The 13,591-nt window shown below is 36.1% G+C and carries 16 protein-coding genes and 1 riboswitch; of the genes, 7 read left to right on the top strand and 9 right to left on the bottom strand.

What is annotated here, in order from left to right; genetic code table 11:
- Positions 1-15 precede the first annotated feature (15 nt).
- The 4 genes from BAQ44_RS15420 to phaR form a co-directional block, all read right to left on the bottom strand.
- Entirely contained in the window at positions 16-1,209 is a 1,194-nt protein-coding gene (locus tag BAQ44_RS15420; protein ID WP_071722249.1) for an NAD(P)/FAD-dependent oxidoreductase, read from the bottom strand.
- A 95-nt stretch (positions 1,210-1,304) separates the two neighbouring features.
- Positions 1,305-2,390: a class III poly(R)-hydroxyalkanoic acid synthase subunit PhaC gene (gene phaC / locus BAQ44_RS15415; RefSeq protein ID WP_000206842.1), complete on the bottom strand. Its 1,086-nt coding sequence runs from the start codon at positions 2,388-2,390 to the stop codon at positions 1,305-1,307.
- A gap of 83 nt (positions 2,391-2,473) precedes the next feature.
- Positions 2,474-3,217: an acetoacetyl-CoA reductase gene (locus tag BAQ44_RS15410; RefSeq protein WP_000250414.1), complete on the bottom strand. Its 744-nt coding sequence runs from the start codon at positions 3,215-3,217 to the stop codon at positions 2,474-2,476.
- Positions 3,218-3,369: 152 nt separating this feature from the next.
- Positions 3,370-3,852: a polyhydroxyalkanoic acid synthase subunit PhaR gene (gene phaR / locus BAQ44_RS15405; protein WP_000566960.1), complete on the bottom strand. Its 483-nt coding sequence runs from the start codon at positions 3,850-3,852 to the stop codon at positions 3,370-3,372.
- Positions 3,853-4,050: 198 nt separating this feature from the next.
- Here phaR and phaQ point away from each other — a divergent pair, with 198 nt between their 5' ends.
- The 7 genes from phaQ (at position 4,051) to BAQ44_RS15370 (ending at position 9,526) form a co-directional block, all read left to right on the top strand.
- Positions 4,051-4,503: a poly-beta-hydroxybutyrate-responsive repressor gene (phaQ, locus tag BAQ44_RS15400; RefSeq protein WP_000903018.1), complete on the top strand. Its 453-nt coding sequence runs from the start codon at positions 4,051-4,053 to the stop codon at positions 4,501-4,503.
- Between the two features lie 42 nt (positions 4,504-4,545).
- On the top strand, positions 4,546-5,070 hold the full coding sequence (phaP, locus tag BAQ44_RS15395; protein ID WP_061678855.1) for a polyhydroxyalkanoic acid inclusion protein PhaP: 525 nt from the start codon (positions 4,546-4,548) through the stop codon (positions 5,068-5,070).
- Positions 5,071-5,171: 101 nt separating this feature from the next.
- Complete coding sequence (locus BAQ44_RS15390; RefSeq protein ID WP_001067916.1) at positions 5,172-5,615, top strand: MaoC family dehydratase; 444 nt, start codon at positions 5,172-5,174, stop codon at positions 5,613-5,615.
- A 147-nt stretch (positions 5,616-5,762) separates the two neighbouring features.
- Positions 5,763-5,948 (top strand): alpha/beta-type small acid-soluble spore protein, encoded by a 186-nt coding sequence (locus BAQ44_RS15385; protein ID WP_000241212.1) that lies wholly within the window; start codon positions 5,763-5,765, stop codon positions 5,946-5,948.
- A gap of 114 nt (positions 5,949-6,062) precedes the next feature.
- On the top strand, positions 6,063-7,382 hold the full coding sequence (locus BAQ44_RS15380) for a TrkH family potassium uptake protein (protein ID WP_061678854.1): 1,320 nt from the start codon (positions 6,063-6,065) through the stop codon (positions 7,380-7,382).
- Between the two features lie 38 nt (positions 7,383-7,420).
- Positions 7,421-7,587: riboswitch (yybP-ykoY riboswitch) on the top strand.
- A 90-nt stretch (positions 7,588-7,677) separates the two neighbouring features.
- Positions 7,678-8,472: a TerC family protein gene (locus tag BAQ44_RS15375; RefSeq protein WP_000383326.1), complete on the top strand. Its 795-nt coding sequence runs from the start codon at positions 7,678-7,680 to the stop codon at positions 8,470-8,472.
- A 202-nt stretch (positions 8,473-8,674) separates the two neighbouring features.
- The gene (locus tag BAQ44_RS15370; protein WP_061678852.1) at positions 8,675-9,526 is read left to right on the top strand and encodes a formate/nitrite transporter family protein; all 852 of its coding nucleotides are present in this window, start codon (positions 8,675-8,677) and stop codon (positions 9,524-9,526) included.
- A 27-nt stretch (positions 9,527-9,553) separates the two neighbouring features.
- Here the strand turns inward: BAQ44_RS15370 and BAQ44_RS15365 are convergent, their stop codons facing one another.
- From BAQ44_RS15365 to BAQ44_RS15345, 5 genes are all read right to left on the bottom strand, one after another.
- Positions 9,554-9,865 (bottom strand): cyclic-phosphate processing receiver domain-containing protein, encoded by a 312-nt coding sequence (locus BAQ44_RS15365; protein ID WP_063261888.1) that lies wholly within the window; start codon positions 9,863-9,865, stop codon positions 9,554-9,556.
- A 14-nt stretch (positions 9,866-9,879) separates the two neighbouring features.
- Positions 9,880-10,602, bottom strand: a complete 723-nt coding sequence (locus BAQ44_RS15360; RefSeq protein WP_071722246.1) for a prepilin peptidase — start codon at positions 10,600-10,602, stop codon at positions 9,880-9,882.
- 112 nt (positions 10,603-10,714) lie between these two features.
- Positions 10,715-11,425, bottom strand: a complete 711-nt coding sequence (locus BAQ44_RS15355) for a LutC/YkgG family protein (protein ID WP_000147206.1) — start codon at positions 11,423-11,425, stop codon at positions 10,715-10,717.
- A complete protein-coding gene (locus BAQ44_RS15350) occupies positions 11,425-12,846 on the bottom strand; it encodes a LutB/LldF family L-lactate oxidation iron-sulfur protein (RefSeq protein ID WP_000061923.1) in 1,422 nt (473 codons plus the stop codon). The genes BAQ44_RS15355 and BAQ44_RS15350 overlap by 1 nt, the downstream gene beginning before the upstream one ends.
- Before the next feature lie 16 nt (positions 12,847-12,862).
- Entirely contained in the window at positions 12,863-13,582 is a 720-nt protein-coding gene (locus BAQ44_RS15345; RefSeq protein ID WP_071722244.1) for a (Fe-S)-binding protein, read from the bottom strand.
- Between the last annotated feature and the right edge of the window lie 9 nt (positions 13,583-13,591).

The following is a 13,591-nucleotide window of genomic DNA, read 5'->3' as shown; positions in this document are numbered from 1 at the left end:
TTCGCTACCTTTTTTCTATCGATTAAATAAAGAAAAATCTTCACTTTCTTTATTTGTAAATAACTGCTCAAATAATTTGGCAAATACCATTCCATACACAGTCCCATTACCTCCATACGGTAATGCGTAAAACAAATTATGTATCTTTTTGTCTTCTTTTAAAATAGGGAGACCGTCATGGCTACCACCAAATGCTGCCGCCCAATAGTACTCTGCCTGTATATTCTTATACTGCGGGAACATCTCTTTTACAATGTTAATAAGGAGATCACGCTTATGCAATAATTTCGTATCACCGATTGTTTGAATTTGCATCGCTTCATCTAATCCACCTACAATAATACGGTTTTCATACGTTCGAAAATATAAGTAAGGCCGTGCTGTTTCCCAAATTAATGATTGTTCGTGCCAGCCTTCAAATGAATCTATCTTATTTGTCACAACTGCATATGATGTTTCCACTGTTGTATTTTTTTCTTTCTTTCCGAAAAGTGTTTCATAACCTGTCGCCATAATAATATTCTTTGCTACAACTTTATTTCCTGTTTTCGTGTAACAAATTAAATCATTTTGGCGTTTTTTTATATGTACAGCCTCTGTATGCTCATGTATAGTAGCACCCATTTGATTTGCTTTATGCAAAAGGCTATGCGCTAATAAATACGGATTCACCTCGGCATCACCATGCGTATATAACGCTGCTTGTTTTGTGAATGAATACTTCTTCATCATATGTGAATCGGTAAAATATTCAACCGGGAATCCATAATGGCGTAACGTATTATATTCTTCTTGTAAAAACGATACGTCCTCATTGCTACTTGCATAATACAAACTACTTCGCGGAATAAACTGGGGATCAATATCGAGAGTCGGTACAACTTGCTCCATTGTCCGTAACGCTTCGTAACAAAGCTTATATGCTCGTACCCCTTTTTTTTCACCAAATGTATGGATCAGTGAGGTTAACGATTTATCATGAAGAAATTGGAGTAAACCTGTATTAGCAGCTGTGCTACCGCATGCGATTGCTCTTTTTTCAATGAGCGTAACACGCATTCCAATTTTCGCTAACGAATACGCTATATGAGCACCTGCTTCTCCGCTTCCGACTATAAGCACATCACATATCATATCATTTTCTAACGATGGATAACAAGGTATAGAAACTCCTGTATTCCAAAACAACTTACCAGTCATAAGTTTCATAATTATACTCCTAAAATATAAATTTCTCCTTTCTATGTTTTGTTATTTCCCATAAAAAAATCCAACTAACATACGCTAGTTGGATTTTTTTATTTTTAATTAGAACGCTCCTCCAGCCAATTTCCAACCGTCGGATATGTTTGTTTTACCGCTGTTCCACCGTAAACGATCGACATATGTCCCGTTGGTAAACATACATATTGTTTATCTGTACTAGAAATATGATCTAGCAACGCTTCTACTTGGCATGGCAGTGCGATATGATCACGTTTCGCAGAAATATTCAAGACATTCGCCTTAATATTTGCAAGGTCTACCTTTTGTCCGCGAATAACGAGTTCACCTTTCACTAATTTATTATTTTGATAAAAATCGCGAATCCATTGTCTATACGATTCACCTGGGAATGGGATACCGTCACCAACCCACTTTTGAACTAATTTCCAGCTTTCGACGAAGCGCTCATTTTCTGAACGATCGAGTAAAGCGACATATGGACCTACAAAGTTTGTGATTGGTTTTAACATCTTATTTCCGAAATCAATCATTTCTGGCGGAATATTTCCAAATGTATCAACCGCTTTATCTAAATTGAAATATTTCTCATCTAATAAAGGACCGTATAATCCTGTTTCAGAGAAATCAAAAGGACTTGTCATAAAAATTAAGTTGCGAATTGGCATGTGTGGATGAAGTGCTGCATAAATAGAAGTTAGCGTTCCACCCATGCAATAACCAAGTAAAGAAATCTCGTCCGATTTCGCAGTTCGCATTACTTTTTTCACTGCTTTTGCAATATAGTCGAACACGAAATCATCAAATTTCAAATGACTATCTTCTAAACCAAATGTGCCCCAATCAAGCATATACACATCAAAACCACGATCTACTAAATATTCCACTAAACTATTTCCTGGAGTTAAATCCATAATATACGGTTTATTAATAAGTGCGTATATTAATAGGATTGGAACTCTCTGTGTTTTTTCTTGTTTTGGAATGTAACGATACAGCTTCGTTTTATTCTTCGTCCAAATAACTTCTTTCGGTGTTAAACCAACTTGTGGTTCTGGTTCGCGTAATAAAACTTCGCTCGCTCTTTTTACACGGCGATATGCTTTACGATATTCTTCTGGGTACAACTCCAATTGCTTTTCCCATTCCGTTACGAATGTAGTCATTTTTCTATCTCCTTTTTGGTCGATTTCTTTCTAAAAAAAAGAAGTGCATTCCTGCTATGGATATGCACTTTTTTCTTACTTCATTACATGTATAATCCACCGTTAATGTTTAATTGCTGACCTGTGATATACGCACCGTCACGGCATAGGTATACTACACCTTTTGCAATTTCATCAGCTTGACCAAAACGTTTTTTCGGGATTTTCGCAACGATTTTTTGACGTACTTCTTCTGGTACTTCTGCTACCATTTCAGTATCAATAAATCCTGGGCAAATTGCGTTTACAGTTACATTTGTTTTTGCAAGTTCTAACGCTAATGATTTTGTAAATCCTAACATACCTGCTTTTGCTGCAGAGTAGTTTGTTTGTCCAAATCCACCAGCTTGACCAATAATAGAAGAAATACTAATGATTCTTCCTTCTTCAGCTTCCGTTATGTATGGAAGTACAGCACTTGTCGTATTAAATACGCTGCTTAAGTTCACGTCAATTACGCGCTCCCAATCTTCACGATTTAACTTTTTGAATGTACGATCTCTTGTAATACCAGCATTATTAACAAGGATATCAACTTTACCAAAATGATTCACAGTTTCTTCTACAAGTCGGTTTGCATCTTCTACTTTCGAAACATCCGCTTGAACTGCATAAACGTCATGTCCTTCTTTTCCTAATTCATTTACTAAGTTTTCAGCTGCTTCTTTACTGCTGTTATAGTTAATAACTACTTTTGCTCCCTCTTGTGCTAATGCTACTGTAATTGCTTTTCCAATTCCTTTTGCCCCACCTGTTACGATTGCTACTTTGCCATTTAATTGAACCATTTCTTTTCCCCCTTAAATGAATTTGTGAACGATTGTTATGAATCATTTTGGTACTCATATGAATAAAATCCATATATTAATTATGTTTCGTTGTTTATACATGAAAAAGAGATTCTCCCTTCCCTTTTACAAGTTATAAACAAACGCTATTATCATTTTTTATTTTCTGGCTTATTCGCAGGCTTTACTTCTTCTTTTACAGGTACTTGTAGTTTCGCTAGTACTGCATTTTGCTTTTCTAGCAATTCCAAAATTTGATCAACTTTCGTTTCTAATGTGCGAATATCTTGTTTTACTTTCGTAACATCACGCTTTAATGTAGGAGCTTGTCCTAATGAATCCACTTTCTCTTCTAGAACTTCCTCAATGTTATCAACTTTATTTTCTAAGTTGATAACAAGCGTAGCTACTCTAGCGATATCCTCTTTCGTAGGCACATTCACCTGTTCTAAATAACTTTTTGTTGTATCATTTAACGCTTTTTGATAAAACAAATTCAAGTCTAGAACGCTGCCCATCCAAGCAGAATATTCTTCTGTTTTAATTGTTTCATTGAGCGCTTTTCCCCAAAATGTTTCGGTTTGTTCATAAGCATTTTTCCATGCTTGCAATGGATCGAATTTTTGATCAATCACTTCGCCTACACTCCCTTTTTTGTTTTTGAAACAATTCAACCTATTCACTATTTTCTAATATTCTGAATAAAACTTCAAGTCTATATTTTATTTTTCTTTATTTTCCAATAAATGTGTTGACATTAAAAACAGATAGGTGTAAATTGCACTTATAAGCAAAAAATTCCATCTAACTGATTCATGAGGTGATGCACAATCATGCTACATAATGAACCAGAACACCCAGAAAGTTTGGAAAAAAACCAAGCGAAACAACCAAACTCCATGCCAAAAAACTTCTTAGTTCCTTTCTTACTTCTCTGTCTAAAAGACTGGAGTCTTCATGGTTACAAACTCATTCAAATGCTAATGGACATCGGCTTTTCTTCTGTTGACCAAGGTAATGTGTATAGAACATTGCGCAAGTTAGAAAAAGAAAACCTTATTTCTTCTACTTGGGATACAAGCGAAGGCGGGCCAGCGAAACGAATTTATTCTTTAACAGAATATGGAGAGCAATATTTAACAACATGTGCGACTTCTTTTGAACATTATCAAAATATGTTGCGGACGTTTTTTACGTTATACACCAATGCATTCTTTCCATTTTCTACTTCTCCAGAAAAGGATGAAAAGGATTCTTCATCTTCACCTGGTGGTACAGCAGAGTAATCTGCGTTCACAATATGCAAAAAAACATTTGGAGGTCAAACAATGGAAACTAAGCCATACGAATTAGTCGATGCATTTTGGAAAAACTGGTCTCAATCTCTTTCCCTCTTCTCTTCAGCTGGGAAACAATTGGAGCAACTTACTTTAGAAACTTTAAAACAACAACAAGACGCTTTGCATAAATTAACATCAGGAGTAGATGAACTAGAAAAAGAACTACAACAATTCACTGCTCAGTTCAATAACCAATATACAGATTACGTGAAGCAATTAACTGGAAACTCCTTAAATGATCAAATTAACGAGTGGCAAGGGAAATGGAATGAACTTTCTACTCAAATGCACCAACTTACTGTTTCTCCTACGAAAACATCGTTGTCTATTATTACTCAAACTAGCGGTCAATTTGAAGAAACAACAAAACAATTTATTGAACAACAACAAGTACAACGTGAAGAGGTTCAAAAACAGTTAGAAGTTTTTTTGGGAGAGTTCAAGTCCAAACAACTAGAACTCGCAAAGCAGTTCGAGGAAAACTCAAAAAATTTATTTACTTCCATCAAGTAAGAAAAATGTGGGAGCTAACTGCAGCACAAACAAAACTCTTTCTTCCTCCTACTACATCAAGATGGCTGGCATTTTTCGATATGGAAAAGAAGGAGGCCCAAATGAATCCATTTCAAGAAGCACAAACTGTTCCGGAGCTTCGTTATGATGAGATTCAAGTCGGTGATCAAGCATCCCTTACAAAAACGATTACGGATGAGGACGTTATCAATTTTGCAAAATTAACTGGAGATGTGAATCCTATTCATATTTTAGATTCTTTTGCAAAAACGACAATGTTTAAAGAACGTATTGCTCATGGCATGCTCGTTTCCAGTTTCATTTCGACGATTCTTGGAACGAAACTTCCTGGCAAAAACACGATTTATTTATCTCAAAACGTTTCATTCCGTGCTCCTGTCAAAATTGGCGATACACTTCGCGTTGTGGCAGAAGTCATCAAAAAACGTGACGATAAAAAAATCATTACGTTGCAAACAAACATATATAATCAATCAGATGATATTGTCGTGGAAGGTACAGCGACAATACTGAAAAAAGAGTAGCAAATTTGCTACTCTTTTTTCTATCCAATAACTTCTAATCACACCGATTACTTCCGCGTATGAGTACTTCGTTTCCACATAAAATAACGTTACCAGTTCAGATAAATACTTAGCTGAACTGGACTACTCATAAGGATGTGTATCAGCATGGTAAAAACAAACAAATTACTAGTTCCAGGTGCAGAACAAGCGCTTGAACAATTTAAATATGAAATTGCACAAGAATTTGGTGTTAGCTTAGGTTCTAATACAGCATCTCGTTCTAACGGTTCAGTTGGCGGTGAAGTAACGAAACGACTTGTTGCTTTAGCTCAACAACAATTACGTGGATAATACTATAACATATGGCTTAGAGGCAGATATTCTCTGCCTCTTTCTATTGTTAACATACATAATCGTGTTTTTTCACATACTAGTAAGAGTAAACTGAAAGGAACGATACGTGACATGAAACGGATTAACATTCGCATGAGTCCTCCCCGTGTTCTTACTTTGTCTTTTATTATGTTATCCATTATCGGTACATGCTTATTAAAGCTACCAATTGCTACAACAACGTCTATTTCATGGCTCGATGCTTTATTTACAACCGTTTCTGCTTGTACGGTTACAGGGCTTGGTGTTGTGGATACGGGGAAAGTATTTACCTTATTTGGCCAATGTGTCATTTTAACACTTATACAAGTGGGCGGACTTGGCATTATGAGCTTTGCCGTTTTAATTGCGATTATGCTCGGCAGAAAAATTGGTCTTCAAAACCGAATTTTACTGCAACAAGCGTTAAATCAAACGAACATTGGTGGCGTCATTCGTCTTGCCAAAGCATTATTTTTATTCTCTTTTACAGTCGAATGTATCGCTACTTTGATTCTTTCTTTTGAATGGGTACCAAAATACGGTATTGCTAAAGGGATCTATTATAGCTTTTTTCATTCAATCTCTGCTTTTAACAATGCTGGTTTTTCTGTGTGGAGCGATAATTTAATGTCCCATTCTCATAGCATTCTTGTCAATCTCGTTATTTCTTCCCTCATTATTTTAGGGGGGATTGGTTTTACAGTAATTATAGATATAAAAAGAAAGAAAAATTTTAAAAACCTTACATTACACTCAAAACTTATGCTCTCTTCTACTCTAATCGTCAATATTATTGCGACTATTTTTATTTTCATATTCGAGTTCCACAATTCTCTTTCTATGAGAGGATTTACCCCATTTGAAGAAGGAATGGCCGCTTATTTCCAGGCGGTTTCAACGCGTACCGCCGGGTTTAATACAGTTGATATTTCTGCATTATCAAAGCCTTCCCTACTATTAATGATGCTCCTTATGTTTATTGGCGCTGGTAGTGCTTCAACCGGTGGTGGAATTAAGTTAACAACCTTTTTAATCATGTTTTTTGGGGTATTTAAATTTTTACAAGAACAAGATGATATTGTCGTGTTTAAAAAATCTATTAAAGATACTCTCATTGTCAAATCATTGACCATCACTATTATTTCCATTTCATTTATCTTTTTTGCTATTTTAATTTTAAGTATTACTGAGCGAGTTCCTCTATTGATGAGTGCTTTCGAAGTATTTTCAGCATTTGGGACTGTCGGTCTTAGTATGAATTTCACACCACACTTAACTATGATTGGAAAAGCTATTATTATCTTTATGATGTTTTTCGGGAAGATGGGACCTTTAACATTGGCTTTTTCATTTGCACGTAAAAAGAACCGAAAAATAAAATACCCGAATGAAGATATTTTAACAGGTTGACAACCGTATAAATTATCCATATAATGAGAGTACAATAGCATATCTCCAAAGGGGAGTAGCGTCCAAGAATTATTTCTTGGAAACAAAGTCGTCATTACGTAGAACTTAGTTCTTCCGGCTTTGTTGGCATTTTCATTACATATGTCTAGCAAGACCTTTGCCTATTAACGGCAGAGGTCTTTTTTGTATTCATTTCCAAATCCTTCCAAAGTTAGTAGGCAGGAGTATGGGGAAACTAAATAGTGGGGAAATTCTTCACTTATTTAGTACTTATTGAAATGAGAGGAGAATGTACATGGATGTATCATTATTATTGGAGTATGGTTGGGTATTACTCATCCTAATTGCACTAGAGGGGATTTTAGCAGCTGATAACGCTCTTGTTCTTGCAATTATGGTAAAACATTTACCAGAAGAAAAACGTAAGAAAGCACTATTTTATGGATTAGCGGGAGCATTTGTTTTCCGTTTCGGATCATTATTTATGATTTCGTTCCTAGTCGATGTATGGCAAGTGCAAGCAATCGGTGCCATTTACCTTATGTTTATCGCTGGTAATCATTTATTTAAAACGTATGTTAAAAAGAATACGGATGAAGAAACAGAAGAAAAAGAAGCAAAGAAAAAACAAGAGAACTTTTGGTGGACTGTATTTAAAGTTGAGGTTGCTGATATTGCCTTCGCAGTTGATTCAATTTTAGCTGCTGTTGCATTAGCAATGACTTTACCAAAAACAGGATTAGGTACAATTGGTAGTCTTGATACTGGGCAATTCGTTGTTATCTTTGTAGGTGGACTTATCGGATTAATCATTATGCGATTTGCAGCAACTGCTTTCGTACAAATCTTAAAACGTAAGCCAGGACTTGAAACTGCTGCATTCTTAATTGTAGGTTGGGTTGGTGTGAAACTAGCAGTCTATACATTAGCACACCCTGCATTGAATGTAATTCCGCATTCATTCCCAGAATCTACGCCATGGAAGCTAACATTCTGGATTGTATTAGTTGGAATCGCAGTTGGCGGTTGGTTCTTCTCAAAAGAGGTAGAAGTAAAAGTAGAAAAGAATTTAGACGAAAAAGCGCTGTAATTACAGCGCTTTTTCTTTTTCCCTCCTCCCCTTCCATGTCCAGAAAAATTTCTATTATACTATCTTTTGTAAACGTTTTCTTAACGTATGTATGTCCTTTTTGTGAAACATTGCACAAACTTATTGAAACTACGACCGAATCCATGTACTTTATTCATATAAGGAGTATTTATAGATGATGTACTAAAGGAGCGTATTACTCATGCTAGAACAAGGATTAGATTATGTTGTCAAACTGGCTAAGAGCAAAAAACAAATGCTAGATACAAACCCGATGCAATATTTCATTCGTGCTGCACTTGCGGGTATTTATATCGGTTTTATTATTGTACTATGTTTTAAATTAGGTAACTTTTTTCACATTGCTGATTCACCAGCAACTTATTTAGCTGCTTCTATGTTTTTCGGAATTGCCCTCGTACTAATTATATATGGCGGCGCTGAATTATTTACTGGAAACACAATGTACTTCACAGTAGCAACTTTAAGAAAAGAAACAACGATTTCTGATACACTTCGTAACTGGGTCGCTTGTTATGCAGGGAATTTAGCTGGAGCTTTATTCTTTGCCTTACTATTTTATGCAACTGGAATTTTCGAAGCAATTGATCACGGTCATTTCATGAATAAAGTAGTAGAAGGAAAAATGAATACACCTACAATGCAATTATTCTTTAAAGCAATTTTATGTAACTGGCTTGTATGTCTTGCGTGCTTCTTACCTTCTCAGGTGAAAGGTGATACAGCAAAAATTATGATGATGATGCTACTCGTTTTCACATTCTTCTTATCTGGTTACGAGCATAGCATTGCAAACTTATCACTGTTTGCTTTATCTTTAGTTTCACCGCATCCGGAGACAATTTCTTTTGCAGGTGCTATCCATAACTTAATTCCAGTTACAATCGGTAACATTATTGGCGGGTCTGTATTTGTCGGTATGGTTTATCATTACTTAACAAAAAAAGCACCTGACGTAAAACAAGAAGAAACTGAATTAGTAGCAGCTCAACAAGAAGAGATCATTCCGTTGCAAGCTCATATGAAACATTAAAAACTCCAAAGTTTTACTTTGGAGTTTTTAGCTCCCCACATATTTAACAACAAGGTGAGGATTAATTTCCCCTTCTTCCTTTCCCTTATTAATTCTCTGTTTCATCTTGTGCATACCGATGACATCATTCGTATGAAGGTGCATTTCATTTACATATAAACCCTCTTTACAAAAAGCCTCTACAAAATCTAATCCATTTCTTTCTCCCCAACCCATGTTAAAATCAAGGGAAAGAATATTCACCTCATAATCCCGAACCATTTGCAAAGCACATTCTACTGTAGTGGCGGGTACATACCCGTACGGACAACTTCTTTGATCATCCATATATACATTCATGTTCTATCCCCTCTCTATTTTGTATACGTGACTAACATGTAACATATTGCCCCAAGGCTAATAAAAGGACCAAACGGAATTTGGCTCCTCATTTTCAGACGTTTTAATACTATACCAACTCCAAAGAAACAAAGACTAAAACAAGATGCTAAAAATAAAATCATAAAAATCCCTTTCAGTCCCACTATAAACCCAAGTAGCGAAAGTAATTTTATATCCCCTCCACCAAGTCCTTCTGGATATATCTTTTGCATGCAATATAACAAAATGAATATAACGCCACTACCAACTATACTATCTGTCCAAGTTACTAACGGTACAAAAAGACATTCTAAAATGAGTAAACAGGCAAACCAAGCTAAAATACGATTTGGGATTAACATATATATGTAATCTGTAACTGAAATAATAAGAAGTAATGAAAATAGCGATAAAATGATGATAAGCTCTCGTTCCATCCCAATCATATATACAGTAAGAAGAAATATCATTCCGGTTACAAGTTCAAATACTACGTACAAAATTGAAATCGTCCTCTTACAATTCGTACAACGTCCCCTCTGTATACAAAATGAAATGATTGGGATCAATTCTTTTGGCTTTAGCACATACTTACAATAATGACAATGTGAACGCGGGGTAATGATAGACTCACCTAGTGGAACTCTCATCGCAATTACCATAAAAAAAGAACCAAACACCATCCCCACTAACAATGCATATAAATAAGTGAACATCCCTTCCTCTCCTTTCCAGAAGAACATAGCAAAAAAAGGAGAGAAATTCTACTTCATATTATCTCTATTCTATTAAAAAAGCAGGCCATTTTCTGGCCTGCTTTCCCCTCTTTTATACGATGAAATATACTGCTTTTAATGGTCCATGTACGCCGACAACAAGATTCATTTCAATATCTGCCGAGTTACTAGGCCCTGTAATAAAGTTAATACAAGATGCCACCGTCTCACCATTTTCTACACGTGTGTTCATATCCTGAACTGCTTGTGTAATACGAGGCACAAGTGTTTCACGTGGAATAATAGCAAAGTATACAGTCGGTAAAAAGTGTAAAGAACGTCCTTGACCTTTATGACTTTGTACCACAATCGTACCAGATTCAGCTAAAGTATAATCACTAAATGCGATTCCAATATTCGCTCTTTCTGCGATACGCATATTCTCTTCTTTTTTCTCAGGATCCCATACATTCACTTCAACATTTTGCTTTGGAAGCTCTTCTTTAAATAAAGAAGTCAATCCATAAGAATCAAAACGTTCATCTGCCGATAACATAATAGGTCCCCCGCCGTTTTCCACGATTACTTTTTGAATATCTTCACGTAAACGGTCGTTTGTCGTTTCCACTACAGTTGTATGAATGTTTGTACATTGATTTTTAAATACTTCTAACAATTCTTCTTGTGAATAATCTTTTAGTGTTTCTACATTCACATTACTTTTCCACGCTGGACGCTTTACGCCTTCCGTTTTCCGCTCACGTCCCAGTTCTTTTGCAATATTATCTAGAAAGGACTCACGGTTTTGAATTAATCCTGTCATTATTTGTCCCCGCCTTTCTTATGATCTTTATACCAATCACGGAATCGTTCTTTACTTGGAGCCGGGAATTCACGAATATCTGTCCAGTTTTTAAGTGGCCCAACACCTTTTGATACACGGTTACCAGATGTAAATGGACTCATTGCTGCTGGTGCCATTTTTGATCCCATTTTATATAAAGCAGCTGAAGAAGCACCCATACTAAACATTTTCATTGCTAATTTTTCTGCAAGTGGAGCACGTCCTTCTTGCTCAACAATTACTTGACGATGTTTTAATAATAAATCATGCAATGGTATTTTTACTGGACAAGCTTCTGTACATGCTCCGCATAAACTAGATGCATAAGGTAGCTCTTTGTAATCGTCATATCCGCCTAAAAGTGGAGTTAATACTGCACCGATTGGTCCTGAATATATAGAGCCATATGAATGTCCACCAACGTGACGATATACAGGACATACGTTAACACAAGCAGCACAACGAATACATTGCAATACTGATCGGAATTCCGATCCAAGAATTTGAGATCGGCCATTATCAACAACAACTAAGTGGAATTCTTCAGGTCCATCTACTTCCTCTTCTTGAATTGGTCCCGCCACAGTTACATAACTTGTTAATTTTTGCCCTACTGCACTACGACATAGTAAACCAACTAAAACATCTAATTCTTCCATTGTCGGAACCATACGTTCCATACCCATTACTGCAATTTGAGTTTTCGGAATCGACATAACAAGATCGGCATTACCTTCGTTCGTTACTAAACAAAGAGATCCCGTATTTGCAACAGCGAAGTTACAACCTGTCACACCAATTTCTGCATCCATAAATTTCTCACGAAGTTGTTTACGAACAAACTTTGTCATTTCGTATGGATCATCAGAATTTTCATAGCCAAGTTTTTCTTTAAATACATCACGAATTTGAGCTCTATTTTTATGAAGTGCAGGCGCAATAATATGTGAAGGTGGATCGTTATCTACTTGCAAGATATACTCTCCTAAGTCACTTTCTAACACTTCACAGCCAATCTCTTCAAGGGCATGATTCATACTAATTTCTTCAGTTACCATTGATTTTGATTTTACAACTTTCTTCGCTTGTTTCTTTTTTGCAACGTCTTGAATATACTTTGCTGCTTCCTCTTTCGTTTTCGCAAAGTACACATGTCCGCCTCTTTTTGATACATTTTCACTTAACTGCATTAAGTAATAATCAAGATTTTCTAACGTATGTTGGCGAATTTGTTCACCTAGTTCACGCCACTCTTCCCAATTTCCTAATTCGTCCGCTGCTTTTAAGCGATTCGTATATAAGCGCGTTTGTGCAGAAGATACTGCTCCGCGCATAAACGAATCTTGAATTCCATCGCCAACGCGATCATTAAATTTTTTCTCACTGATTTTCATAGACATAGCTTATGTTCCCCCTTCATGAGCGACTATTCAGTACCTCAGCAATATGCATTACTTTTATTTCTTTTCCTAAACGCTCAATACGTCCGCCAATGTTTAACAAACACCCACAATCTGCACCGATTAAATAATCAGCACCTGTTTCCATTGCACTATCTACCTTTTCATCTACCATTTGCTCAGAAATTGGAGTCATCTTCACTGAAAACGTTCCCCCAAACCCACAACAATTTTGCTCGTTTGGCAGTTCTCTCACAGTTAATCCTTTGACGTTTGATAATAAAATTCCTGGCGCCTCTTTTACTCCAAGCAGGCGTGTCATATGACAAGATTTATGAACAGTAGCGATCCCTGGTAAGCTTGCACCAACATCTGTAACTTTTAAAACATCTACAATAAATTGTGTCAATTCATATGTTTTATCAGCAACCTTTTGTGCACGTTTAGCCCACTTCGGATCATCTTTAAAAACATGCGGATACTCATGAAACATTGTCGCACAAGAACCAGATGGTGTAACGATATATTCTGCATCTTCGAAAGTTTCAATCATATGTTTCATCGCTTCTTTTGCTGCTTCTACATGGCCACTATTATAAGCAGGCTGACCGCAACAAACTTGTGCTTCTGGAAATTCAATTTCACAACCTAAACGTTCCAACACTTCAACTGTTGCTTTGCCGACGTTTGTTTCAAACATATCGACTAAACAAGTAACAAATAAAGTAACTTTCATAACTATTAC

Origin of the sequence: Bacillus mobilis, assembly GCF_001884045.1 — a bacterium.
Lineage (GTDB): Bacteria > Bacillota > Bacilli > Bacillales > Bacillaceae_G > Bacillus_A > Bacillus_A mobilis.
This window is presented reverse-complemented; position numbering and strand designations above follow the sequence as displayed.